Source organism: Pediococcus sp. AC40, from assembly GCF_030252485.1.
Taxonomy (GTDB): Bacteria; Bacillota; Bacilli; order Lactobacillales; family Lactobacillaceae; genus Pediococcus; species Pediococcus acidilactici.
Window position 1 is genome coordinate 1449286 of sequence record NZ_CP127012.1, and the last position, 26231, is coordinate 1475516.

At 44.0% G+C, this 26231-nt stretch carries 26 protein-coding genes, 2 tRNA genes and 1 riboswitch; of the genes, 7 read left to right on the forward strand and 21 right to left on the reverse strand.

Translation table 11 applies throughout. The features are described 5' to 3' along the window. Positions 1–25: 25 nt before the first annotated feature. The 13 genes from atpA to NL111_RS07195 form a co-directional block, all read right to left on the reverse strand. Positions 26–1543, reverse strand: a complete 1518-nt coding sequence (gene atpA / locus NL111_RS07135) for a F0F1 ATP synthase subunit alpha (protein ID WP_002832140.1) — start codon at positions 1541–1543, stop codon at positions 26–28. 29 nt (positions 1544–1572) lie between these two features. Next, positions 1573–2115 (reverse strand): ATP synthase F1 subunit delta, encoded by a 543-nt coding sequence (atpH, locus tag NL111_RS07140; protein WP_002832141.1) that lies wholly within the window; start codon positions 2113–2115, stop codon positions 1573–1575. Then, positions 2112–2633: a F0F1 ATP synthase subunit B gene (atpF, locus tag NL111_RS07145; protein WP_002832142.1), complete on the reverse strand. Its 522-nt coding sequence runs from the start codon at positions 2631–2633 to the stop codon at positions 2112–2114. Before atpF ends, atpH begins: the two co-directional genes overlap by 4 nt. Positions 2634–2678: 45 nt before the next feature. Continuing rightward, positions 2679–2891, reverse strand: coding sequence for a F0F1 ATP synthase subunit C (gene atpE / locus NL111_RS07150; protein WP_002832143.1), 213 nt, complete (start codon positions 2889–2891; stop codon positions 2679–2681). A gap of 32 nt (positions 2892–2923) precedes the next feature. Next, a complete protein-coding gene (gene atpB / locus NL111_RS07155) occupies positions 2924–3640 on the reverse strand; it encodes a F0F1 ATP synthase subunit A (RefSeq protein WP_002832144.1) in 717 nt (238 codons plus the stop codon). A gap of 240 nt (positions 3641–3880) precedes the next feature. Beyond that, positions 3881–6484 carry an ABC transporter permease gene (locus tag NL111_RS07160; RefSeq protein WP_285110090.1) on the reverse strand — a complete coding sequence of 868 codons (2604 nt, stop codon included), beginning with the start codon at positions 6482–6484 and terminating at the stop codon, positions 3881–3883. A gap of 9 nt (positions 6485–6493) precedes the next feature. Then, positions 6494–7195 (reverse strand): ABC transporter ATP-binding protein, encoded by a 702-nt coding sequence (locus tag NL111_RS07165; protein ID WP_004165456.1) that lies wholly within the window; start codon positions 7193–7195, stop codon positions 6494–6496. Positions 7196–7551: 356 nt separating this feature from the next. After that, the gene (gene upp / locus NL111_RS07170) at positions 7552–8181 is read right to left on the reverse strand and encodes a uracil phosphoribosyltransferase (RefSeq protein ID WP_002832148.1); all 630 of its coding nucleotides are present in this window, start codon (positions 8179–8181) and stop codon (positions 7552–7554) included. A 69-nt stretch (positions 8182–8250) separates the two neighbouring features. Next, positions 8251–9483 (reverse strand): serine hydroxymethyltransferase, encoded by a 1233-nt coding sequence (gene glyA, locus NL111_RS07175; RefSeq protein ID WP_285110092.1) that lies wholly within the window; start codon positions 9481–9483, stop codon positions 8251–8253. 12 nt (positions 9484–9495) lie between these two features. Further along, the gene (locus NL111_RS07180) at positions 9496–10518 is read right to left on the reverse strand and encodes an L-threonylcarbamoyladenylate synthase (RefSeq protein ID WP_285110093.1); all 1023 of its coding nucleotides are present in this window, start codon (positions 10516–10518) and stop codon (positions 9496–9498) included. 1 nt (position 10519) lies between these two features. Next, positions 10520–11377, reverse strand: a complete 858-nt coding sequence (gene prmC / locus NL111_RS07185; RefSeq protein WP_005917724.1) for a peptide chain release factor N(5)-glutamine methyltransferase — start codon at positions 11375–11377, stop codon at positions 10520–10522. Continuing rightward, a complete protein-coding gene (gene prfA, locus NL111_RS07190) occupies positions 11370–12449 on the reverse strand; it encodes a peptide chain release factor 1 (protein WP_002832153.1) in 1080 nt (359 codons plus the stop codon). The genes prmC and prfA overlap by 8 nt, the downstream gene beginning before the upstream one ends. Before the next feature lie 3 nt (positions 12450–12452). Next, positions 12453–13037, reverse strand: a complete 585-nt coding sequence (locus NL111_RS07195) for a thymidine kinase (RefSeq protein WP_058120908.1) — start codon at positions 13035–13037, stop codon at positions 12453–12455. Between the two features lie 326 nt (positions 13038–13363). On the opposite strand from NL111_RS07195, the gene NL111_RS07200 reads away from it, so the two are divergent. After that, positions 13364–14710 (forward strand): Mur ligase family protein, encoded by a 1347-nt coding sequence (locus NL111_RS07200; protein WP_004165460.1) that lies wholly within the window; start codon positions 13364–13366, stop codon positions 14708–14710. Positions 14711–14712: 2 nt separating this feature from the next. After that, entirely contained in the window at positions 14713–15417 is a 705-nt protein-coding gene (locus tag NL111_RS07205; protein WP_053906399.1) for a type 1 glutamine amidotransferase, read from the forward strand. Positions 15418–15501: 84 nt separating this feature from the next. On the opposite strand, the gene manA is transcribed toward NL111_RS07205, so the two are convergent. The 5 genes from manA to NL111_RS07230 all read right to left on the reverse strand — a co-directional run bounded on the left by manA (position 15502) and on the right by NL111_RS07230 (position 22142). Beyond that, positions 15502–16470, reverse strand: coding sequence for a mannose-6-phosphate isomerase, class I (gene manA / locus NL111_RS07210; RefSeq protein WP_285110094.1), 969 nt, complete (start codon positions 16468–16470; stop codon positions 15502–15504). Positions 16471–16537: 67 nt separating this feature from the next. Next, a complete protein-coding gene (locus NL111_RS07215; protein ID WP_285110095.1) occupies positions 16538–17542 on the reverse strand; it encodes a serine hydrolase domain-containing protein in 1005 nt (334 codons plus the stop codon). Between the two features lie 336 nt (positions 17543–17878). Further along, the gene (locus tag NL111_RS07220) at positions 17879–19750 is read right to left on the reverse strand and encodes an ABC transporter ATP-binding protein (protein ID WP_005917739.1); all 1872 of its coding nucleotides are present in this window, start codon (positions 19748–19750) and stop codon (positions 17879–17881) included. Continuing rightward, entirely contained in the window at positions 19743–21482 is a 1740-nt protein-coding gene (locus tag NL111_RS07225) for an ABC transporter ATP-binding protein (RefSeq protein WP_002832161.1), read from the reverse strand. Before NL111_RS07225 ends, NL111_RS07220 begins: the two co-directional genes overlap by 8 nt. Before the next feature lie 3 nt (positions 21483–21485). Beyond that, positions 21486–22142 (reverse strand): TetR/AcrR family transcriptional regulator, encoded by a 657-nt coding sequence (locus tag NL111_RS07230; protein WP_285110097.1) that lies wholly within the window; start codon positions 22140–22142, stop codon positions 21486–21488. 110 nt (positions 22143–22252) lie between these two features. On the opposite strand from NL111_RS07230, the gene NL111_RS07235 reads away from it, so the two are divergent. The 4 genes from NL111_RS07235 (at position 22253) to NL111_RS07250 (ending at position 23283) form a co-directional block, all read left to right on the forward strand. Then, the gene (locus NL111_RS07235; protein ID WP_002832164.1) at positions 22253–22594 is read left to right on the forward strand and encodes a hypothetical protein; all 342 of its coding nucleotides are present in this window, start codon (positions 22253–22255) and stop codon (positions 22592–22594) included. A 13-nt stretch (positions 22595–22607) separates the two neighbouring features. Beyond that, a complete protein-coding gene (gene greA / locus NL111_RS07240) occupies positions 22608–23072 on the forward strand; it encodes a transcription elongation factor GreA (protein WP_002832165.1) in 465 nt (154 codons plus the stop codon). Between the two features lie 60 nt (positions 23073–23132). Further along, positions 23133–23205, forward strand: a tRNA-Glu gene (locus NL111_RS07245). Positions 23206–23210: 5 nt separating this feature from the next. Next, a tRNA-Gln gene (locus NL111_RS07250) sits at positions 23211–23283 on the forward strand. A gap of 118 nt (positions 23284–23401) precedes the next feature. Here NL111_RS07250 and NL111_RS07255 read toward each other — a convergent pair. The 3 genes from NL111_RS07255 to NL111_RS07265 all read right to left on the reverse strand — a co-directional run bounded on the left by NL111_RS07255 (position 23402) and on the right by NL111_RS07265 (position 25200). Next, positions 23402–24367, reverse strand: a complete 966-nt coding sequence (locus tag NL111_RS07255; protein WP_285110098.1) for a serine hydrolase — start codon at positions 24365–24367, stop codon at positions 23402–23404. A gap of 271 nt (positions 24368–24638) precedes the next feature. After that, on the reverse strand, positions 24639–24764 hold the full coding sequence (locus NL111_RS07260; protein WP_285110099.1) for an NADPH-dependent FMN reductase: 126 nt from the start codon (positions 24762–24764) through the stop codon (positions 24639–24641). Between the two features lie 241 nt (positions 24765–25005). After that, the gene (locus NL111_RS07265) at positions 25006–25200 is read right to left on the reverse strand and encodes a hypothetical protein (protein WP_285110100.1); all 195 of its coding nucleotides are present in this window, start codon (positions 25198–25200) and stop codon (positions 25006–25008) included. A 276-nt stretch (positions 25201–25476) separates the two neighbouring features. Continuing rightward, positions 25477–25566: riboswitch (TPP riboswitch) on the forward strand. A gap of 125 nt (positions 25567–25691) precedes the next feature. Between NL111_RS07265 and thiW the strand changes: the two genes are divergently transcribed. Next, complete coding sequence (gene thiW, locus NL111_RS07270) at positions 25692–26207, forward strand: energy coupling factor transporter S component ThiW (protein WP_002832168.1); 516 nt, start codon at positions 25692–25694, stop codon at positions 26205–26207. Positions 26208–26231: the final 24 nt, after the last annotated feature.

Below are 26231 nucleotides of genomic sequence, written 5' to 3' on the forward strand. Positions count from 1 at the left end.
CTTTTCCTCTCGTTAGCTGATATCCTTATTTAGCTTCCTTGGTTGGTTGAAAATGTTCTGCAAAAGCCTTGATGGCTGCATCCATTTTTTCCGTGTCCGGAAGTTGTTTTGTTTCACGGATTTCGTCGGTGAGCTCTTTGTTGTTGCTTGCAACATAATCAAAGAGTTCATCTTGGAACCGTTGAATATCATCTACTGGAACCTTATCCAAGAAACCATGTGTCAAAGCGTAAAGAATCAACACTTGGTCTTCAACAGGAAGTGGTTTGTGTAGCGGTTGCTTCAAAACTTCTACCGTCCGACGTCCCCGAGCTAATTTAGCTTGGGTTGCCTTATCCAAATCAGAACCAAATTGAGCAAATGATTCCAATTCACGGTAAGAAGCTAGGTCTAGACGCAACGTTCCAGAAACTTTCTTCATCGCCTTGATTTGCGCATCCCCACCAACCCGGGAAACTGACGTACCAGCGTCGATCGCTGGACGAACTCCGGAATGGAAGTAGTCGCTATCCAAGAAGACTTGTCCATCAGTGATGGAAATTACGTTAGTTGGAATGTAAGCTGAAACGTCTCCAGCCTTGGTTTCAACAAATGGCAAGGCGGTCATTGAACCACCGCCCAAGTCATCGCTTAACTTAGCTGCCCGTTCTAGCAAACGTGAGTGGGTATAGAAAATATCCCCAGGGTAAGCTTCACGCCCAGGCGGCCGACGAAGAATCAAGGAGAGCTCACGATAAGCGTCAGCTTGTTTTGATAGATCATCATAAACGATCAAAACGTGCTTGCCGTTGTACATAAACTCTTCACCCATCGCTGCCCCCGCATATGGTGCAAGGTATAGTAATGGAGCTGGTTCTGAAGGACCCGCACTAACCACGATGGTGTAATCCATCGCGCCATAACGCCGAAGCGTTTCTACTTGGGTCCGAACAGTTGATTCCTTTTGTCCGATCGCAACATAGATACAAATCATATCTTCGTTCTTTTGGTTCAAAATTGTATCAATTGCTAAAGCAGTTTTACCAGTTTTCCGGTCCCCGATAATCAACTCACGTTGACCACGGCCAATTGGTACTAACGAGTCAATCGCCTTAATACCAGTTTGGAGAGGTTGATCAACGGATTTCCGTTGCATAACCCCTGGAGCCTTATGTTCAACTGGACGAGTTTTGTCAGTTTTAATGGCGCCTTTACCATCAAGCGGTTCACCTAATGGGTTAACAACTCGACCGATTAAGGCATCTCCTACTGGAACTTCCATGATCCGACCAGTTCTCTTAACGGTGTCACCTTCGTGAATTTCATCATAGTTACCCATGATAACAATCCCGACGTCGTTTGATTCAAGGTTTTGAACCATTCCGTAAACACCGTTAGAGAATTCGAGAAGTTCACCAGAAAGAGCATTATCTAAGCCATGAGCGCGAGCAATCCCGTCACCAACGTAGGTAACTGTACCCGTTTCTTCAACGTTAAGCTCGGCTTGGTAGTTTTCTAATTGCTGTTTGATTAGAGCACTGATTTCCTCAGCCTTAATGCTCATAAAAGTTTCACCTCTTTACAAATTTCGAGCTAACCAACGAGGCGCTGTCTAATTTGATTAATTTGGGTTTGAATACTACCGTCGTAGATCAAACCATCTGTTTTAATGATTGCACCGCCGATAATCGAATTATCGACTTCACTATCCAAAATAACCTTGCTAACTTTCAAACGTTTAGCAAAGTTTTCAGCCATTTTTTGAAGTTGTTCATCACTTAATGGAATGGCGGAAATAACTTTAGCACGAACGACTGAAGCATCAGCATCGCATAAGCGGTTAAACTCAGCGATGATTGCGGTCAAATCATCCATTCGACCGTAATCAAAAGCCATTTTAATTAAGTTGCCAACGTACTTTGAAGCATCCTTGGTCAAAAGCGCCATAATTGAACGTTTTTGATCATCCTTCAAACCCTTATCGGTCAACATTTTGCCTAATCCTTCATTATCATCAAAGATCTGTTGAATTTGCTTTAATTCATCTCGAACTTGATCAATTTGGTTTTGTTCAGCGACCACGTCAAACAAAGCTTTGGAGTAGCGCTTAGCAATTGTAGTTTTATCTAAACTCATTTACTCTCACCTAAACCTTCAATGTACGAATCAATCAATTCTTTTTGACTATTTTCATCAAGTTCTTTTTTGATAACTTTGGAAGCAATCTCAATAGATAATGACGCAATATCGTCTTGTGCACTCTTGAGTGCGTCAGCACGTTCTTGTTCAATATCTTGTTTAGCTTTGTCCTTCAATGACTTCGCTTCTGCTTGAGCATTGCCGACAATTAGTTCACGTTCCTTAGCACCACTATTCTTAGCATTGTTAATAATGGTGGTTGCTTCGGCGTGAGAGTTGTCTAAGGCTTCCTTGCGTTGTTCAGCAAGTTTTTGGGCTTCCTTTTTAGCTTGTTCAGCTGATTCGATATCATTAGAAATCCGATCCGCACGTTCTTTTAACATTGCATTGACCGGACCCCAAGCAAACTTAGCAATTAATGCCATTAAGACCACAAAAAGGATCGCATAAAACAACATATCGCCAACGTACAAAGTACTACCTTGTGCCGCTCCTAATATCATGTGCGAAAACATCTATTGACACCTCCTTCTTTCGATAAATTGCTTAATTTATCACGCTTACTTGTTCATTACAAGAAGTGAAATAACGAAGGCTAAGATTGGCATAGCTTCAACCAAACCAACACCAATGAACATGGTTGTTCTTAATTGACCTGATAATTCAGGTTGACGAGCCATACCTTCAAGCATTTTTGCGATAACGATTCCGTCACCGATACCACCACCAATAGCGGCTCCAAACATAGCGATTCCAGCTGCAATAGCACCCATAATAGTTGTTCCTCCTACCTAAAAATATAATATTATTCGTCTTCGACCTTATGAGAAATATAAACGGTTGTCAACGTAACGAATACGAACGCTTGAATACTACCTAAGAATACGGAAAATCCTTGCCAAATCAAGGCAAGTGGAATGGCGATTACCATATTTAAGATGCCACCAGAGAACGCAATTCCCCCGATCATCTTAAGTAACATTTCACCAGCGAAAATAACACCGAAGATACGTAACCCAAGGGTCAAGAAATCAATGAATTCTGTAAAAACACCAATCGGTAACCAAACTTTAAATGGCGACAAGTACGTTCTTTCGAAGTACGATTTGAAGCCAAATTTTGCCACACCAGAATAGTGCGCTATCATCATTGTGATCAACGATAATGTTAAAGTGACAATCGGATCAGCTGTCGGGCTTCTTAGATACGTAACATCGTTCCACGCAATTTGTAGAAACAGCCCAAGCTGATTGGCAACAAAAATGAATAAGAACAATGTAAATGCATACAAGCCGAAGTTACGGGTTTCCGTTTCGTCAACTGAGCTCCGCAAAATTCCATTTGTAAAATCAATTACCCACTCTAAGGCATTTTGTTTACCAGTCGGCTTTAGTTTTAAATTTCGAGAAAATGCAAACACAACTGCAAATACAATTATGGCCGCAACCAATCCCGAAATGACGTTTGCCGTACTAAATGTTAGACCAAGAAACTGAAAAGTTGAAATTGATTCACCACCCACAGAATATCACCTCTTTTCTACCTAAGTGTACCTAAATTTACCATCCAAAAATGATAAAAATTAAGTCAAAAACTTGAACAAAAGACAGTATTTTCCGTCCGAAAATACAATTGAAATGATACCACCAATTTTGACAAAAGACAAAGCAATGATTACCGATATCTACGACTTTTTTTATATGGTACCGCTTCAATTTTTAAACACACTTTTTTATCGTTGAATTCTTGTCAAATTCTCACCCTAATCGTTGGACTTCAATGCCGCTACCATGTCGATTTTTTGGAGTTTTCGGTGGGTAATATAAACTACGACTAGGTTAAAGATGACCATTAACAAAACCGCCACCAAATAAGCGAATGGTTTGATAGTTAGCGGAAAAATTACGTTATTAGTTTCGGCTTGTCTGATCACGTAACCAGTTAAAAGGTTGCCCAAGCCAAAACCAGCTAAAATACCAATTATCGCTAGAATAATACTTTCCCGAGCTACGTAAAGCGTCACCTCTCGATTATAAAACCCTAAAACTTTAATAGTAGAAAGTTCGTATAATCGCTCCGCAATATTGATATTGTTTAAATTGTAAAGTACTACAAACGACAGGATGGCTGAAAGTCCAATAAAAATCATTACAATCGGTCCTAACTGCTTGGTCATTTTTTGGATCATTTCTGCTTGGTCAGCCATTAAACTAATGCCTAAAATTTTGTCGTTATCCGACATCCACCGTTTTGTAAGCCGCGCTGAAGGCTGGTGATCAGTCTTAACTAAGACGCTCGCAAAATTTGGTGCGTGGCTAAACGCACGTTGATAGGCGCTTGGTGATGCATAGATAACGTTACCGGCGTAATTTGTCACTACCTTAGTGATTCGAACCCGGACCGTTTTTTGATTAGGCACCCGCATTTTAATTTGGTCGCCAACCTGTACGTGCAAAATTCGGGCTACCTTAGGTGAAACCACCACTCCCCTAGTTGGTAAACCAATGGAATGATTGCTCTGATAATCACGTAACCGGACAAACTGGTCAAATTGCCCTGGATTCTTTGGCACGGTCAACGTAACGTCCCGAACGGTCTTTTGTCGTTGATTAACTTGTACTACCGCGGTATAAACTGGTAGCGTTGCTCGAGTAGCCGCGCTCCGTTCTAAAGAATTTTGGACACTCGTTAAATCTTTCGGTTGCCGAGCTCGTACTACTGCGTCATACCGAAGAACGTGTTGAAACTGCTGATTTCCAGCCTCTTTGATTGAGCTCGCAATTCCAAATCCGGTCAAAATTAAGGCCGTGCCGCCAGCAATTCCTAAAATGGTCATTAATCCTCGTAGCTTAGCGCGTGATAAATTACGGTAGCTAATTTTTTGGAAGAACCGTAGCCGCCGCCATAACCCGGGCACCCGTTCTAAAAGGATTTTATGCGCCGCACGGGGAGCTCGGGGCCGGAGTAACGCTGCTGGGGAGGTACGCACCTCTCGAAGCGAAACTAAGGTTGCCGCCCCAATAGTTACTAATAGCGTCAGGAGTGCCGCTAAAGCAATTGCGCGCCAATCCACAGGAATTTTAACGATTTCTACCACATACTCCTGGTACATTGCTAACACGATCCGGGGAATCAACTGGTTCCCTAGCACTGCTCCCACAGCTGCACCGCTAATTCCGGCTAAACCTGCGTAGGCAACGTATTGGAAAACAATTGCACCTTTCCCATAGCCCAAAGCCTTAAGCGTCCCCATTTGTCCGCGCTGTTCCTCCACCATTCGCGTTACGGTTGTGAAGGTGATTAAGCCCGCTAATAGGAAGAAAAATAACGGGAAAACGTTGGCAATTGCTGCAATCCGTTGCGAACTTTCTCCGTAGCCCGTAAAACCTGGCAGGTCTTGGCGGGTTTGGTAAAGTAATGACGGTTGCAGCGCTTTTTTAATCCGCTGCGCTTGCTGATCAAGCTGCCGACGTTGTTGCTGCAACTTTGCTTTTTGACGTTGTAAGGTGCGCATTGCAGACGCGTCGGTTAAACCTTGCTGTTTAAGCACTTGTTGGGCAGCTACCAGCTTTTGCCGGCTCTGTGCCAGCCTTTGTTTTCCTTGTTCAATTTGTGTTAGTGCATTTTTTGTCAAACTTTGCCGGCGTTTTTTAACTGCCGGCGTTAATTGGCGGCGTACTTGAGCAGTTTTTCGTTTTACCGCCCGCTCATACTTGTTAGAAAACATTTTTTGGTTTTGCAGCTCCGGAAAATATACTTGCATCCCGGAGTACACGGACGAGCGGAAAGCTAAGTGGGATACATAAGCAAAGTAGGTTACTTTCCCAGTACCTAAATTACTCGCTCCCCTAGTCGAATGGTCAACATATTGGGGAGAATCCGCAAAGCCCACGATTCGGTATTTTTGATATTTCAGCTGGGGATTTTTCTCTAAATTAAAGTAGTCCCCAATTTTGTAACCCCCACGTAGCCGGGCCTGCTGGTCTAAAACAATTTCGTGCTGATTGCGGGGAAGCCGACCTTGTTTCAGAATCAACTGATTTTGGAGATTATTTTTTTGATAACCATACAAGGCGATTGCGTCCCGATTCTTGCCGCCAAGCACGTTTTGCAATAAAACCCCTTCAACCTGCGCTCCCGGAACCTGCCGAACTGCTTTAAGTTCGGTTTCGGTGAAGCCTTGGCTAGACAAAATCTCTAAATCACTTAGATGATGCTTTACCACGGTTGCTTGCAGCGAATCGTTGAGTGCCGGGCCGGTCGCCTTTACCCCCACAAAAATCAGCGTCCCCAGCATAATGATCAAACTAATTGCAATGAAGCGCCCCAAAGAATTCTTAATCGTGCGTAACAATAGTTTTATCATCTCAGCCACCTACCACTCAATTTCTTCGACCGGAGCAGGCTGAGGATTATCTACGATGCTCCGGACCTGGGCATCATTAATTTGAATTACTCGATCCGCCATTTTCGCAATTGCTGAATTATGGGTGATAATGATGACCGTCTTTTTAAATTTTCGGCTAGCATCGTGGAGCAGTTGTAAAATTTGTTTACCCGTTTGATAATCCAATGCACCAGTCGGTTCGTCACATAGTAATAGCTTCGGATTCTTCGCTAAAGCTCGGGCGATTGCCAGCCGTTGCTGCTCACCGCCAGATAACTGGGCAGGAAAATTATCCAAACGTTCTACCAGCCCAACGTCTCTTAGGACGGTTACCGGATCTAACCCATCATTGACCAGTGCGGTAGCTAATTCTACGTTTTCGGTAGTCGTTAGATTCGGAATTAGATTGTAAAATTGAAAAATAAACCCAACGTCGTTACGCCGATACTTCGTTAACTGGCGGTCGTTAAATTGCGCAATGTCCGTCCCGGCAACGTTGATGCTCCCCTTCGTCGGGCTGTCCATGCCCCCGAGCATATTTAAAACCGTGGATTTTCCCGCCCCGCTCGGTCCTAAAATCACGGCAATCTGCCCTTGCTCAATCGTAAAATTCACGTCCCGGTTCGCGACAATTTGATTGTCCCCCATTTGATAAATTTTAAATTCATGTTGTACTTCGATGTAAGCCATACGTTCCTCCTGATTTGTAAGCGCATTCTATTAACCCCATAATAAAACTATTTTTTCTCAATTGACAAATCTTTTCACTTACCAAACCGCGCAGAAAACAAAAAAGAGAGTGGGACAAAAGTCGGGTAGTTTGCGCGCATTAACTGAAAATTGACCATGATGCCTGATTTTGGCATGATGGTCAATTTTTGGTTAAGCGGAACAAACTGACTTTTGTCCCACGTTTTGGCTCTATTGAAGTCAAAACGCCAAAATAAAAACGATTCATGAGGAAGTTTCACCTCATGAATCGTTTTTTGTTTAAAGACTTTTGTCACAGCAGCTTAACCGTTGGTTATAAAATCCAACGCACCTATTTATTTAGTACCAAACAAGCGGTCACCGGCGTCACCTAGTCCAGGAACGATGTAACCATCTTCATTTAGTTTTTCATCTAATGCAGCTGTATAAATATCAATATCTGGATGAGCTTCTTCTAAAGCTTTTACCCCTTCAGGAGCGGCTACTAGACTGCAAAAACGAATGTCCCTTGCGCCACGTTTTTTCAACGCATCCACCGCCATGATTGCTGAACCACCGGTGGCAAGCATTGGGTCAACTACGAATACTTGGCGTTCGCTAATGTCGCTTGGCAACTTAACAAAGTATTCGGTTGGCTTTAAGGTCTCTTCATCGCGATACATCCCGATATGACCAATCCGAGCAACGGGTAGCAATTCAGCCATCCCGTCTACCATTCCTAATCCCGCACGTAAAATTGGCACGATGGCCACTTTTTTACCCGAGATTTGTTTTTGAATAGATTTTCCGATTGGTGTTTCGATTTCAACATCTTCTAACGGCATATCCCGTGAAACTTCATAAGCCATCAATGTTGAAATTTCGTTAACTATTTCACGAAACTCCTTTGTACTGCAATTCTTGTCTCTAATTAACGTCAACTTATGTTGAATCAACGGGTGGTCGAGAACTTCAAACTTCCCCATGTCTAAACTCGCTCCTTTCAAATTCCTTATCAATTGTAGCTAAAAAACCGTAAAAAAACTAGGTTTAATTTAAGATAGTGGATATTGATCCGTTAAATCAAACACTTCTTGTTTAATTTGGGCGAGTACTTCTGGTTCGTCAACGTGGTGAATTGCGCGAATGATCAGCTCCGCGACCTTACGACTGTCTGCTTCGTTAAAACCCCGGGTAGTAACGGCGGGGGTCCCAATCCGAATTCCCGAAGTTTTAAATGGGCTTAACTTTTCGTCAGGGATTGCCTCTTTATTTAGCGTGATATAAACGGTATCTAATAAGTCTTGAATTTCCTTCCCGTTATGTCCGGTTTGGGTCAAATCAACCGTCATTAAGTGATTATCAGTCCCACCGGTAACTACGTGCAAATCTGGTTCGTTTTCAAAAACTTCCGCCATTGCTTGCGCATTTTTGATCACCTGAGCTTGATAACTCTTAAACTCGGGGCATAAAGCTTCCCCTAACGCAACTGCTTTAGCAGCAATCACGTGTTCTAACGGACCACCCTGGTTTTGAGGAAAGACTGCGAAGTTAATTTGTTTTGCGTATTTTGCTTGCGACAAAATCATCCCGCCTCGAGGTCCCCGAAGCGTTTTGTGGGTAGTAGTAGTGACTACGTCAGCAATCCCCACTGGTGACGGATGCAATCCGACAGCCACTAGTCCCGCAATATGCGCCATGTCCACCATTAAGAAGGCGCCCACTTCGTCAGCAATTTCTCGGAACTTTTGCCAATCGATAATCCGACTATATGCCGAAGCCCCCGCCACGATCATTTGTGGCCGTTCCTTCAAGGCAATCTGCCGGATTTGTTCATAATCTAACCGTTCGGTCTGCGGATCAATTCCGTAAGTCACCGATTCATAGAATGTACCGCTGAAACTAACCTTGGCACCGTGGGTTAAGTGACCGCCCGCGTTCAGATCCATTCCAAGGATTTTATCCCCGGGTTTGATAAATGCAGCGTACGCGGCTGCGTTAGCTTGGGAACCGGAGTGGGGCTGCACGTTGACATATTCCGCGCCAAACAGTTCTTTAGCCCGATCAATGGCTAATTGTTCTACTTGGTCAATGTACTCGCAACCACCATAATAACGGCGTCCTGGGTAACCTTCCGCATACTTATTAGTTAAAACGCTGCCTTGCGCAGCCCGGACCGCTGCCGAAACAATGTTTTCTGAAGCAATCAATTCAATATTATGTTGTTGGCGATCGGCTTCCCGATCAATCGCTGTCCACAATTGCGGATCCTGTTCTTGGTAGTTCATTGGCAATCCCTCCTAGTTAATTTCGTCGAAGTAAGTATTCCCCGCAGATTTCTGCAACCGGTTCATATAAGCTGCCCCAATCCCAGTAGGGTCAAACGCTTGCGCAAAAATCACCTTAATCTGCGGATTTCCATCAAAGGTACGCAATCCGTCAAAGAGGTGGTGACTTGCGGTTCGCGCATCTTCTCCTAACGAAATAAAATCAACGTTATCAAAATCAATCAACTTGGTACTATCAAAAATGGCCGACGTTGCTAATACCCCAACGGGTTGTTGTGCATGTTGGGCTACCCAATCCGCCACTTTTGACCACTGAGCGTCCTTGACGATGTACACCTGGGCGTTCGGAGCGTAGTGCTTATACTTCATTCCTGGAGCTTTCGGCACTTCGTCCTTACCAACTTTATGGTGATCAGTTTGCACTTCTCCTAAGATTGGGGTTAAATCTTCAGGAGTAACGGCACCTGGCCGTAAAACGCTTGGTACTGCACCGGACATATCCAATACCGTCGACTCAACCCCGATTTTAGTTTCGCCACCATCTAAAACGCCCGCAATTTTGCCATCTAAATCGTGCATAACGTGCGCTGGCTTAGTTGGACTCGGCTTTCCCGAAGTATTTGCAGAAGGCCCCACTAACGGCACACCCGCCTGCTCGATTAACTTAAGGGTTAACGGGGTATCTGGGTTACGAAACGCAGCGGTCGTCAAGCCTCCAGTTACTACTGGATCCAATACGTGCGGTTTGATCGGCAAAATAATGGTGAGCGGTCCTGGCCAAAAAGTATCCATCAACTGCTTACTTTGGGCGTCGATTTCGGCAAATTCGGCTACCTGTGCTGGACCCGTAACGTGAACAATCAACGGGTTATCTGATGGCCGGCCCTTTGCTTGATAAACTTTCTTTACCGCATCTGGGTTAGTAGCATCCGCTCCTAAGCCGTATACGGTTTCGGTTGGAAATGCCACCAATTCCCCGCGCTGAATTGCCGCGGCTGCGTCAGCTAAATTTTCACTTTGAAATATTTCACTCATTCTAAATCACCGATCCTCCCCTTACCCAAAGTATCCGGTCATGGCCACTTAAGTCTTGGAGCACGTCCACGTCCTTAACTCCAGGTAATTCACTAAAATATTGTTTTAACTTTGCTCCTTGATGATAACCAAATTCACACCATAACTGGCCAGCATTCGTTAAATGATTAGCCAGCTGTCTACCAATTTGTTTATACCAAAACAAACCATCGTCCGGTGCAAAAAGTGCCTTATCTGGTTCGTATTCTATCACGGATTGGTCCATTACGTCCCGCTCATTTTCGGCAATGTACGGCGGATTGCTAACAATGATGTCAAAACGTTCCCCTTTAACCGCGTCAAATAAGGAACCTTGCCGAAAATCAACCACCGCTTCTTGCTGGTGAGCATTTTGCTGGGCGACCGCTAATGCCTCACTAGCAATGTCTACGGCGGTAACTTGCCAATCTGGACGTTCAAGTTTTAAAGTGATGGCAATGTTGCCGCTTCCTGTTCCAATGTCTAAAACCCGGAGCGGTTGGTTTAATTGAGGGTGCGCATTTAAAATGTGTTCAACTAATTCTTCAGTCTCCACCCGCGGGATTAGCACCCGAGAATCCACGTAAAATTCACGCCCATAAAAATTGGCCTTGTTAGTAATGTACTGGACGGGTTCCCCTTTAACCGCTCGTTGAACGTCTTTTTGAAACTGTTGCCACTGGTCAAGACGTAATTGCTGGCGATAGTGTACAAGTAATTCCGTCCGATTCCATTCCATCCGGTCCATCATAATCAGTTCGGGAGCATTTTCATCGCCATGATGTTCCTGAATAAGCAAAGAAGCCCATTTCAGAGCTTCAAAATATGTTGGATTATTCATTTCGTAAAGCTTCCATTTTCTTAGCTTGATCGTCTAGGATTAACGCTTCAATAATTTCATTAAGCTCCCCATTCATCACCCGGTCCAACTTGTTCAACGTCAAACCAATGCGGTGGTCGGTAACCCGGTTTTGCGGGAAGTTGTAAGTCCGGATCCGTTCCGAACGGTCCCCCGTTCCGACGGCGTTCTTCCGTTCTTCATTATAAGCATCTTCTTCTTGGGATTGGTAATAGTCGTAAACCCGGGCCTTCAAAATTCGCATAGCCTTTTCCCGGTTTTGTTGCTGAGAACGTTCATCTTGCATCGCAACCACAATTCCGGTTGGCAAGTGGGTCATCCGCACCGCAGAAGAAGTCTTATTAATATGCTGTCCACCAGCACCTGAAGAACGGTATACGTCGGTACGAATGTCCTTAGGATCAATCTCGATATCCACGTCTTCAGCTTCGGGCATTACCCCCACCGTGGCGGTAGAAGTGTGCACCCGTCCAGCGGATTCCGTTACCGGCACCCGTTGAACTCGGTGAGCGCCGTTTTCGTACTTCAATTTAGAGTAAACTTTGTCACCTGAGATCATCAAAACGATTTCCTTGAAACCACCTACATCCGTGGCGTTTTCGTCGACAATTTGTACTTTCCAGCCTTGTGATTCGGCATAGCGAGTGTACATATTGTATAAATCAGCCGCAAACAAACTGGCTTCATCTCCGCCAGCCGCCCCGTGAATTTCCATAATGATGTTTTTATCGTCGTTAGGGTCCTTAGGCAACATTAATACTTTAATTTCTTCTTCAAGCTTTTCCTTTTGGTCGCGTAAGTCCGCTAGCTCCGCTTTTACCAAACTATCCATTTCTGGATCAAGCTTTTCGCGTTGTAGTTCTTCGTTTTCTGCAATTGAATCAACCACTTTGCGGTATTCCCGGTATTTTTCTACCGTTTCACGGATTTCGCCTTCTTCTTTTGATAATTCTTGATAACGTTGTGAATCAGCCAACACTTCCGGATCCGCCAACAATTCGCTTAATTCATCGTAGCGATCCGCAACTGCTTGCACTTTATCCATAATATCCATTAATTAATTCCTCATTTCTTCAATTAGTGGGTTAAAGTAGTGACGCCGGCAAACCGGATAGTAAGATTCATTTCCGCCGATTTGGACCTGTTCGCCTTCGTAAACTGGTTTACCATTATGCACCCGTAAGTTCATTAGCGCTTTATGTTTGCAGAACCAGCAAATGGTCTTCATTTCGACAATCTTATCCGCGTATAACAAAAGGTACTTCGAACCTTCAAAAAGTTCGTTGCGGAAGTCGTTTTTTAAGCCAAAAGTCATCACGGGAATCCCTAGTTCATCAACCACCTTGGCCAATTCTAGTACGTGATGCTTCTTTAAAAACTGGGCTTCATCAATCAGCACGCACGCCGGATTCGTTTCCGCCTGTTTGATTCCCGCGTAAATATCGGTATCGTCAAAAATTGGAAATGCATCCCGGCGTAACCCAATTCGGCTGGAAATTTCGCCAACTCCAGAACGGGTGTCAATGCCACTAGTCATTAAAACAACCTGTTTGTCCTGCTCTTCGTAATTATGAGCAACCTTTAAAATCTCAATCGATTTGCCACTATTCATGGCTCCATAATGGAAAAATAACTGTGCCATTTTGCCCCACTCCTAATTTTATTCTCCAAGAAATAAGTATAGCTGATATAAACTAAAAATTCATCCGCTCAAAAATAAAATGTAGTTTTTTCCTCAAACAGGGGTAACGCAACGTTTAAACGCCTTTTTCCGGTCCGAAATATTCAAAATCTTCCTATTACTACCTTAACAATCCGGCTTTCAAGATTTAATAACCGCTCCGCTTGGCTGAATGCCGGCCTAAAATAGTTAAGATTTTACACAGCCCGCTACTCTTTGCTTTTCTTTTTGCCAAAATCAGCTTAAAATATTGTTTTAGATGTTTGAGAAGAATCGGGAGGAGTAGCATGTCATTTAGAAGTTCAATTGCCAAAATGGCGGGAAAATCATCGTATTGGTTTTTGCATACATTTCGTTCCGGAGGTAGTTCACTCCCTGGTAAAATCACTACCAAAATTGACCCTACAATTTTAAAAGATCTGGGCCAAAACTATGACGTAATCGTCATCACGGGAACTAACGGGAAGACCTTAACAACCGCACTTACGGTAAAGGTTTTACGTCAAAAATACGAGCACGTTTTAACCAACCCCACGGGTTCTAATATGGAGCAAGGGATCGTCACCACTTTTTTGACCGACCACCGTTCTAAAAACGGGAAAAACATTGCCGTTTTAGAAGTTGACGAGGCTAACGTAATTAAGGTCACCCAGTATATTAAACCGATTGCCTTTGTATTTACCAACATTTTCCGGGATCAAATGGACCGGTACGGCGAAATTTACACCACTTACCAAAAAATCTTAGACGGGGTCAAGTTAGCTCCAGAAGCCACCATCATTGCTAACGGCGACATGCCAATCTTTAATTCGGTGGATTTACCAAACCCGATTTTATATTACGGTTTTAATAACCAAGCGGATGGCGAAATGAAGGCCGACCCAAATACGGACGGCGTAGTTTGTCCGCGTTGTGAACACATTATTCACTATAAATTCATTAGCTATAGCAACCAAGGTAAGTACTACTGCCCTCACTGCGGTTGGCACCGGCCAGAACTTAATTTCCAACTAACGCAGATTACTAAGTTGACACCTAACTATTCTAAGTTTTTCATCGACGCGTCCAACTTTACCCTGCACATCGGTGGGTTGTACAACGTCTACAACGCCCTTGCGGCTTACTCCGTGGGTAAGTTCATGGGCGTACCCACTTCGCAAATTCAAAAGGCGCTTAACGATCCTGACGAACGGGTCTTTGGCCGCCAAGAGCAAATTAACGTGGATGGTAAGGAACTAACCATTGTGCTGGTGAAGAACCCGGTAGGTTTAAACCAGGTCATCGACATGGTGGGTACCGAAACCGAGCCGTTCTCCTTCGTGGGTCTTTTAAATGCCAACTACGCCGACGGAATTGATACAAGCTGGATTTGGGACGGTAATTTCGAAAAATTAGCACAAATGAACATTCAACAATACATCACCGGTGGCGAGCGGTACAAAGACATTACCTTCCGTTTGAAGGTGGCTGGCGTCACTGATGACCAACTTTGGACTTACGATAACTTGCCCGACGCGATTGCAAATATTAAACGGCTCCCTACTACCCGGGTTTACGTTTTTGCAACCTACACGGCCATGTTACAACTACGTAAGCAACTAATTAGTGATGGCTATATTAAGGAGGGGGTTTAATTATGAAATACGAATTAAAGGTCGCCCATTTATATGGTGATTTGCTTAATACCTACGGGGATAACGGCAACTTATTAGCCCTTAACTACTACGCTAAAATGATGGACACTAAGTTAGACACCCAAATCGTTAGCCTTGACGACCAGTTTGTCGCTAAGGATTGGGACATCGTTTTCTTCGGTGGCGGTCAAGATTACGAACAAACCATCGTTTCCCGGGACTTACAAAATAAAAAAGCGGAGCTGACCAGCTATATTGAAGATGGCGGTCCCCTTCTAGCAATCTGTGGAGGCTACCAACTCCTTGGTCACTATTACGTAGGTGCAAACGGTGAAAAAATTAGCGGGATTGGTGCCTTAGATCACTACACATTGAGTCAAGACGATAACCGGTTCATTGGCGATATCGTAATTAAAAACCAGGAAACTGGCGAAACTTACCATGGTTTTGAAAACCACAACGGTAAAACTTATCTAGGTAAGGACGAACGTCCCCTAGGGAAAGTGGTCACCGGAAACGGAAATAACGGTGAAGACGAATCGGAAGGCGTTATCTACAAAAATGTTTACGGTTCGTATTTCCACGGTCCGATTCTTACTAGAAACGGAAACCTCGCCAAGCGAATTCTCCTGACAGCGTTACACCGGCGTTACCCTGATGCTGATTTAAGCGCCCAGGAAGCATTAAAAATCGAACCAACCTTTTAACATCAAATATTAAAAAGAGTAGGAAGAGTAACCGCGTGATTACCTTTCCTACTCTTTTTATTTATAGTTCAATAACTATTTTTACTATTCTTCGCCAGGCTCGCTAACGATTAATTCTAAGCTACCTTGATAACGCCACTGCTTAACTGGGTTCGGTAAAATGAAGTGTTGCCCCTTCTTAATTGGATAGTCTTGACCATCCACCGTGAGCGTTCCTTCACCGTCTAACACCGAAACTAAGGTGTACAAACCTTCCCGGTTGAATTCTGCGCTACCATCATGTAGTTCCACCCGTTTAACCGAGAAATACTTCGATACTGGCGGTTGCACAAAGGTGGTTACTTGAGCATCCCCAACTTGTTCATTGGTAATGTTTAATTGGGGATCGTGATGAGGCACGTTAGTAACGTCGATGGACTGTTGTAAGTGTAGCTCGCGTTTCTTACCAGTCGTCTTATCCACCCGGTCAAAATCGTACAACCGGTAAGTGGTGTCACTGCTTTGTTGGGTTTCTAGTACCATAATGCCCTTACCCAACGCATGAATGGTTCCGCTAGGTACGTAGTAAAATTCGCCCGCCTTAACCGGAACTTTGCGGAATAATTCATCCCATTTACCATGGTTAATCCAGTCGGCAAGTTCTTCGCGAGTTTGCGCATTATGTCCGTAGTATAATTCAGCCCCTGGCTCAGCTGAAATAATGTACCAACATTCAGTCTTGCCCAATTCATGTTCGTGTTCGGCAGCGTAAGCATCGTCCGGATGGACCTGCACGGACAAGTCTTGGTTAGCATCTAAAATTTTAGTCAATAAAGGAAAAACCTCGCCCTTGGCATTGCCAAACTGCTCGCGATGCTGGTCCCATAATTGATCGAGGGTCATCCCCTTAAATTCACCGTTCGCAATTGCGGCAGGTCCGTGTGGATGGGCAGAAATTGCCCAACATTCTCCGGTATGGTCACTAGGAATATCATAACCAAACTTAGTCTTCAAATGGTCGCCGCCCCAAATTTTCTCATGGAAAACCGGGTTCAAAAATAATGGTTCGCTCATAGTTTATAAAACCCCTTTCATTCACTCAATAATAAGAATACCATAACCCCTTTTTATCTTTAAGCCCTTACTTTAATTTATCTTCTGCCGCAAAAGTTTGATAAATTTGTTGGCGATAATCCAAAAATTCTAAGTTAGGTTCTGGATAAAGCCGGTTGGACAACAGCACTAACGCATTTTGGGTCATTCGGTCCCATAAGATAAACGTCCCGGTAAATCCGCTATGCCGCAACACCGCTTGGTCAGCATTGCGGCAAACAAACGCCCAGCCCCATGAGCGTTGTAACGCTGGATTAGCAGTTTGGTTATTTAAAAAATCCTGCTGCTGGTTAAACCCGAACAGTTCGTTTTGGGGCGCTAGCATTTTTTGGGTGAATTTAACTACGTCAGCCTTGGTCGCAAACAACCCTGCCGAGGCGGCATGTGCTCCCAGGGAGGCGGCTTTTGGGTCATGAACTTGTCCGCGTAATAAGACGCCATTCCGAATTCCCGTCGGCACTGTTTGGAACGAATCCGGGTTGAACGTGCTCTGGGTGAGCTGCCACGGCATTAAAACTAATTGCTGGATTGCCTTTTGAACTGGCAGATGGGTTATTTTTTCCGCAATGAAGCCCAGTAAAAGGTAGTTATAATCGTTATATTCAATTTCTTGGTTGAACTTCGTCCCAAAACTAACTTGGGCGTATATAGCTTCGCGCAGTTGACTGGCGGACAAGTCATCCCGGTGGTCAATCCACGCGGTGACTCCCGACGTGTGCGTTAATAAGTGCCGGATGGTAACCCGGGTGTCCTTAATTTCTGGTAAGTATGTACTTACCGATTCATCAAGTTCCAATTGTTTTTCCGCCGCTAACCGCAAAATCAGTGGCACTGTCCCCATCACCTTGGTCAGTGACGCTAAATCAAAATAACGACCTTCAGTTAACTTTCGCGCACCTGGAGCCCCCGTTTCAGTTCCTTGCGTTACCGTATACTTAACTTTTCCGTGCTGAATTAGCGTATAGTCCACTCCAGGAATGATTTGTCGCTCAAGCATTTCGGCAATTAACGCCCGCGTTTTTTCAAAGCTCATTTTATCCCCCGCTTTTTTCCAAACTAAATTTCCACTTGAATTATATCCTACTTTCCATAACAAAAACGTTCGGGAAAACAAAAAGGTGTTTTAGTATTTTGACTTTAATAGAGCCGAAACGTGTGTCAAAAGCCAGTTTGTGCCGCTTAACAAAAAATTGACCATTATGCCAAATTCAGGCATAATGGTCAATTTCCAGTTAATGCTCGCAAACTCCCCGGCTTTTGTCCCACTCTCTATAGTCAATTAACGTTAACGAAGTCAAGATATCATCCACACACATCGATGCTGATTATACTAAGCTTCGTTCCCGTTTTAATTTTTTAGCCCGGTAAATTAAATCACTTCACCACTGGCAAACTGTGAATTATATAAATCAGCGTAGAAGCCATTTTGGGCCATTAAGCCGTCATGGTTACCAGTTTCTACAATCTGTCCATGGTTCATGACCACAATATTTTGGGCATTTCGGATGGTCGAGAGTCGGTGCGCAACCACAAAACTAGTCCGGTTCTTCAACAACCGGTTCATTGCTTTTTGAATCAGCACTTCCGTCCGGGTATCTACCGAACTAGTTGCTTCATCCAAAATTAAGATGTCAGGGTCTGCTAAGAACGCGCGGGCAATCGTTAGTAATTGTCGCTGCCCTTGCGAAATGTTAGATGCCGCCTCATTTAAGACCGTGTCATAGCCGTCTGGTAATTGGCGGATGAAGCCGTCCGCGTGGGCTGCTTTGGCTGCCGCGTACATTTCTTCGTCAGTAGCCCCTTCCCGACCATACTTAATATTTTCCCGAATGGTTCCGGTAAATAGCCAGGTATCTTGCAATACCATGGCAATGTGTTTCCGTAGTTCATTGCGGGACATGTTACGAGTATCTTCTCCATCTAAATAAATGGTCCCGGAGTTAACGTCGTAAAAACGTTCTAACAGGTTAATGATGGTGGTTTTTCCAGCCCCAGTTGGTCCAACAATTGCAACCATTTCGCCCGGTTCAACCCGCAAGTTAAAGTTACGGATCAACGGTTTGTCCGGCACGTAACGGAAATCAACGTCATCAATAATTACCTTAGCACTCGTATCAACCTTAGCAACGTCCGTATGGGTTTCTTCCATTTCAGGTTGATCCAGTACTTCAAAGACCCGTTCTGCAGACGCCATGGTCATTTGCAAGGTGTTGGCAATGTTGGCGACTTGCGTAATCGGTTGAGAAAATTGTTGTGTGTATTGCAGAAATGCTTGTACGTTACCTAATGATAACCTTCCGTGAGCTACCTGAACACCACCTAATACGGCAACCATCAAGTAACCCAAGTTCTTAACAAAGTTCATTAACGGCATGATCAGCCCACTGATAAATTGGGCTTTCCAAGCTGACCGATAATACTTAACGTTTTCTTTTTCAAAATCTTCAATGGCTTTTTGCTCGTGGTTGTAAGTTTTAATTACCGTGTGTCCGGCATAAGTTTCTTCAACCTGGTCGTTCATCAATCCTAGATGCTTTTGTTGGGACTTGAAGTAACGTTGTGACTTAGGAGCAACGATCGTTACCACAATCAAACTTAATGGAACGGTAGCCACGGCTACTAAAGTCAATTTCCAACTAATCGTCAACATCATGTACAAAACACCGACGAATTGCAAAGCACTCGTGACCAACTGGGTCAAACTTTGTTGCAACGTGGAACTGATATTATCCATATCGTTAGTCATTCGACTCATGATGTCCCCGTTTGAATGGGTATCATAGTACGAAATCGGTAATTTTTGCATCTTGTCTTTAAAATCGCTCCGCAATTGGGCAACTGCCTTTTGCGAAACCCGGGTCATTACCACTTGTTGAATAAAGCTGAAGGCTGCGGAGAGTCCGTAAAGAATTCCTACCGTAACCAAGATTTGGAAGACTTTATCAAAATTAACCGGAAAATGATGAACGGGCATCCCCATCTTCATTTTCATAGCGCCCTTCATCACGCCTTTAAAAATTTCGGTAGTTGCTTCTCCTAAAACTTTCGGTGCCCGAATTTGCAGAAGGGTCGAAAGTGCTGCGAGGATCAACACGATGATGAAGCCAAACATCCAAGGAGATAAATACTTTGCTAACCGAACCGCTGATTTCCAAAAGTTCTGCGGTTTTTCAATTACCCCACCGGGGCCGCCATGTCGTCCAGGACGAGGTGCATTTACTGGTTTTGTTGGTTTAGCCATTTGCTTGGTCTCCTTTCTTGATTTGGGAATCGATAATTTCTCTATAGGTTTCGTTGTTAGCCTTCAATTCAGCATGCGTTCCTTGGCCAACAACCTTTCCGCCGTCCAAGACGAGGATTAAGTCAGCATCCGCAACCGTTGCAATCCGTTGGGCCACGATAATCACAATCCCCTTTTTGATTTCTGGATCTTCGCGTAACGCCTTCCGTAAGTTAGCGTCGGTTTTAAAATCGAGTGCTGAAAATGAATCATCAAACACGTAAACTTGGGCCTTTTTAACCAACGTGCGGGCAATCGACAAGCGTTGCTTTTGCCCACCAGAGAAATTATCCCCGTTTTGTTCTACAAAGGTATCCAATCCATCGCCGTCCCGACTAATAAATTCGGTTGCTTGGGCCACTTCCAAGGCGTGCCAAATTTCCTCATCGGTTGCCTTAGGGTTACCGTAACGCATGTTTTCACGAATCGTTCCCTTGAAGAGCACGGCCTTTTGTTGTGCAAAGGCAATTTGATCGTGCAATACGTGCTGGCTGAGCTGGCGGATATCAACTCCGTCCAGTTCCACCTTTCCTGCCGTCACGTCAAACAACCGTGGTAGTAAACTAATCAAGGTTGTCTTTCCTGAACCAGTTCCCCCAATGATTGCCACGGTATCACCTGCTTTAGCTTGGAAATTGGCGTTATCAATCGAAAGTCGTTCTGCGCCAGGATAGCGGAATTCTACATTCTTATAAGCTAGCGTAGTTGCTGGTTGGGCTGGTAAATCCGTTGTCTTTGCTTGGTCGTTAACGCTGTTTTGGGTTTCCAAAACTTCGTTGATCCGGGCTGCTGAAGCAGAAGCCCGCGGAATCATTACGAAAACCATCGAAAGCATCATAAAACTCATTAAAATTTGAGTTGCGTACGTCATGAAGGCCACTAGGTTACCAACTTCCATCGTCCGATCGGCAATTAAATGCGCCCCGTACCAAACGATTCCAATGTTAGTTCCGCTCATGATTAACGTCATGATTGGGAACATGAACGAGACGATGGTAAATACCTTAATTCCGGTGCGCATGTAATCATGGTTAGCGTCGGCAAACCGGTCTTGTTCAAATTGGTCTTGGTTAAACGCCCGGATTACCCGCACACCGGTTAAGCCTTCCCGGAAAACCAAGTTAATCCGGTCAATCTTCTTCTGTAATCCTTTAAAGAGCGGAACCGCGAAGTACATTACCAAGCCCACAAAAATTGCCAGCACCGGTAACGCAACGAGAAAGACGCCCGTGAGTTCTGATTGTTTCTGGTAAGCCATGAAGCCGGCACCCACTAACATAATTGGGGACATCAGCATCATTCGCAAAATCATTACCACTACGTTTTGAATTTGAATAACGTCGTTAGTGGTCCGGGTAATTAATGAAGCTTCCCCAAACCGTTCGAATTCATAGTTAGACATGAAGGAAATCTTTTTAAATAAAGAACTCCGCAACTTATTGCCAACCTTTTGTGCTTGGGTTGCGGCAAAATACACGTTCACCGCGGCACCAATTAACCCAATCAAGGAAACGCCTAACATTTTAAATCCTGAGTTCCAAATGTAGTCGATATTGTTCTTAGCAACCCCGTTATTGATAATGTCCGAGGTGATGTTTGGTAAAATTAAATCGCCAACAATTTGAACGACTAAAAAGACGGTGCCGATTAAAACAGCTCCCCAGCTTAACCGTTTTTTCAATATTTTCCACATAAACTACTTTTCCTCCGTTCTTCTTACGCCATATTCTAGCCAATCCAAGTTATGTTCAATTTCTTTTTGCACCGTAGCAGGTTCTTCATCCGTTTCATCAGCGTGGATAAAATAACTAGCAAATGCATGAAAGAAAATCATCATGATCAACTGTTGAATCATGGCTTGGTCTTTTTGACTGGTAACTTTTAATTGATCCCAGTCGACTACCTCCCGCAATTGGGAACGCAATTCCCGCATCCGTTTGGAGTGGAAGACGTTAAATCCGGTGCCCGGGTGATGATTTTCACGGGCGCGAATCGAAGCGTTAGCTCCCAAAAAGAAATTCCGGTAGAAATCGCGGTGCTCGCCCGCAAGGATCTCTTCCAAAAAAACGCCCGCGTACTTTCGCACCGCAGCAAAAATGTCTCCGTGATTTTGGCGAACCTCGTCAATGAGTCTCGCTTGAATATCTTCCAAAATCAAACTAAAATAATAGCCATATAAATCAGCAATATCCTCAAAATATTGGTAAAAACTCCCCCGGGGAATTTTAGCTTCTTTAATGATATTGTTGATGGAGCTTTCATATAAAGGGTGGTGACTAAATTCACTTCGCGCCGCCGCGATAATTCGGCGCTGCTTTTCATCCTTTAAATTAAAGAAAGTTTGTTTTGGCATGTTGCACCTCCCAAAAATGACAACTTGTCATAAACAGCTATTATACACTGGTATACACGAATTGCAACAACTTTAAGCCAAAAAATAACCGTTACAGAAAGGAACTTACCATGGCCACCAATTCTGATTCTTTGTACAATGTTTTATACCGGATCGACAATAAACCTGAAATGGCACGGATCAATCCGCTAGGCTACCGAAACGTTTTAAACATGACTTTCCCAGATAGCACCCCCGTCGCTAATCCGGAGGTTTATTTCCCGGATAATAGTTTGCTAGTGGACCGCTTTGCTGACGACTTTGTGGCCAAAAACGGGGCATTATTGGGACGGTTCCTTGCTAAAACTGAAGCACTTGATCACGGACTTGATTCAGTTTGGGTCACCACTTCGCATATTGTTGACCAACATGAATACATGATTGAACTAACTTTTGAATCTTCACCAATGTAAAGGACCTGAGCATATGCAACCCCAATTCGTACCGATGACTAAAACCGGATATCAAAAGATTCAACAAGAGATTGCTGATCTAAAAAAGACCCGCCCCGGCTTGATTAAGGCGTTAGCGGACGCCCGCGCACTGGGTGATTTATCCGAAAATGCGGAATATAGTGCAGCCAAACGGGATTTACGCCGAATGGAAGGCCGCCTACGCTATCTGGAACGGCAGATTAACTACTCCAAGATTGTGGAAAACACGGATCGTACTAAAATTGACCTCGGCAGCAACGTCACTCTCCGATTTTTGGATGACGACTTCACCGTCACTTACGAAATTGTGGGTAAACATGAAGCCGACGTGGCTCAGCAAAAAGTTTCTTATCAATCTCCGCTAGGCGCTGCCCTACTACACCACCACCTTCATGACGTGGTGACGGTTAACGCCCCCGATGAGCAATATCAGGTGGAAATTTTAGCAATTAATTAACCATTTTTCGCTTAGTTTATTGACGAAATGCAAAATTTAGTGTAAATTAATATAGTAATTTGCCCGCTGGTCAAATTGGTTAAGACGTCGGCCTCTCAAGCCGGAGTTACGGGTTCGATCCCCGTGCGGGTGATTTATTGGCCATTCGCCAAATTGGTAAGGCAGCGGACTCTGAATCCGTAATTTACTGGTTCGAACCCAGTATGGCCAATCATTTAAAAAGCTGTCATCCTCAAGATCAGAGGGTGGCAGCTTTTTTGTTTAACCACAAAAAAATCCGTTGGCATTTAGTTTACAGGCTTAATACCAACGGATTTTATTTTCGCTTCCTAAGCCTTCCGTTCAGCTCCCGCAATTTTTAGCTGAACGCCGACTTGTTGACTTAACTTTTCTAATAATGCCTCCCCGCTTTCCAAAGAAGGGTTATCTTCTGACATGATTGCAATAGTACAACTGTTCTCGCCCTTGCCTAAGTAACCAATGCTGTTAACAATCCAGTGCCCGTTAGGCATCTGTTTCCAACCATTCTTTAGCCAAGCATACTCGGAACCTGCTGAAATTCCCCAGTCTTGGTCGTCGGCAACGTTAGCCATCAAATTTTTAGTATAGGCCTTTGACTTATTTGAGATATAGCCGTTCTCGTAAAAAATCTTGTTTAACACCTTAATTTGGTCACGGGGGGTGGTGGGTGTCAGCGCCCACCCACTTGCTAACGCAGTCGAGTTAGTCATTTTTAAGTTGTTAAACAATTGCCCTAAACCTCGCGCGCTGCCGATATCATTGTAGATACTCGTGGCCGCATCGTTGTCACTATTTTTAATCATCTGTATCGTCGCGTTTTGCTCTCCGGTGGTTAAAGCGCTGGCTTTTTGGTGACGCTGATGCAACAGTTCTACTAAAAGGTCGGTTTTAATAATACTTGCCGAAGGGAAAGTAGTCTGCTTGGTATTGGTCGCCTCATAAAGCTGATGGTCTCGTTTTGAATACACTGCAACCGCAACCTTTGCATTTGTATTCGCTAAAAACGGACGTAATTGTTCAGCAAATCCCTTAGCGGTCGCTTTATTGACGGCTTTCTTCATTGGAACTTGTGGGTTTGTCGCGGGTTGATGCTTAGCCGAACCCTTTTTGTTTACTGGGCCGCGTGGCGATTGTGATTGCGCAACTTCTTGGTGTGCGCTAACCCGTAACATTTCTAAGCCCACTACGCTAGTTATCAAGACCAAGATGGTTACCATTGAATAAAATCGCGTCCAATTTAATCTTGGGGAAGGCTTTTGCCAATTTTGATTCATTTAATCTAAACTCCTACTCAATAAACTTTAATACTGGATCCCAAGCGCAACAGCTACTCAAGTTGTTCAATCACCCGCACAAATTTAAGAAACTTTTGCAAAATTTGTTCAAGAAAAGCCACCATTCTTGCATCCCGCAAATCACCGGCTTCATTGAAAGCTGTTTTTGCACTACTTAGCAAAAACTCATTGCCCGATATAACGATCCCATTGACGTATAAGCGCCTCTAGGATCTGTTTCAAATGCAATTGAGTGCAGGAAGCCCCTTGTCTATACTGTCACCCGGATTGATTTCCCATCGGGTAATTTAAACGAAAACCATTTAATAAGTTTTTTCAGAGCTGCAGGGATAGCATGATTATGTTCTGGAGCGGCGAAAATTATCCCATCGGTCACATTATTTTTTGATTTAACTCCTGTAAAACGAGAAGGGCGCTTAGGTCTTGATCCTCGTTAAATAGGTGAACTTGCCGAAGATCTAGCACTTCAATTGTCACGTTTTTTGAAAATATTGCCGTAAATGCTCCACTAACATTCGTTTATATGATTGCTCGCCAATCGATCCGGCAATTACCCCGAATTTTATTTTATCACACCCCCTCTCGAGGGCTATCGCCATTTTGGCGCACAAATTACTTTAATTCTGTTTCATAGCTTGATGAGCATGGTTTAACTGCTGGACATTTTTAGTTTGATCAATTAAATCACCACGTTCATCAAATACTTGTGGAGAATTCTCCAACAAAAATTCAGTACTAGGCAAAATCCGGGCTTTCAGTTCTGATGCGCCTAAAATTTTCCGTAGCTGAGTATACGCTCTTGAAGCGCCCAAATTACCGTAAGCGGCAGCCGTGATTATTAGTGATTTATCTAAAATGCGATGAATGCCGTGCGTTAATGTGCGTTAATCCCCATATCGCAACAAGTTGTTTCATTTCGCTAACCTCCTCCAAATTAGCTTTGTCCATCAAACCGCTTTACACTTCATTACCATTATACGACTCCTAATGTAAACGCTTAACCTATTTTTTGACGAATTCGATTTTTTATAAAGTTAACCCCATTTACAAAGTTAAAAAAACGTGGTATCTTGATCAACAAATAACTACTAACATTGCTGGGGTGCCACGCGGCTGAGATTATACCCATTGAACCTGATCTAATTAGGATTAGCGCAGGGAGCAGTGCATTAGCCAAGCTACGTATAATTGTGTTTTTACTGATTTTATGTAACCAGCGGTGTCCTGCTTTGCGGGAGACCGCTTTTTAACTGGGCTTTTTAGGTAGCATCCCCTAGCTAAAATTGATTTTGGAGGAATTACCATGCAAAATAAAACCACTTTACGACTGGCCATCGCTGCTTTACTGATCGCCATCGACGTAGTTACTTCCCCGCTTTTTCGGATTGAAGGAATGGCTCCCATGTCGAGCGTGCTAAACGTAATCATTGGCTGTTTGGTCGGCCCCTTTTACGCATTCGCGATCACTTTAATGACCGGAATAATTCGGATGCTCATTCTGGGAATTCCCCCGCTCGCCTTAACTGGTGCAGTATTTGGTGGCGTTCTTTCCGCCCTCTTTTACCGGTGGACTAACCGGGTCGGCGGCGCTTGGCTAGGAGAAATCATCGGTACCGGAATTATTGGCTCCCTGCTAAGCTATCCGGTGATGATTTTATTCACCGGCAGTAGTAACGGCTTGTATTGGTTCATTTACACGCCGCGTTTCCTCGCTGCGACCCTTTTTGGCGGCTTAGTGGGCACCATTTTAACTAAGATTCTGCTTAAGAGTCCGCGTTTTCTACGATATCAACAGCTGTTTAGCAAATTAAAACTGTAAATAAAAAATCCTGACCACAATTTT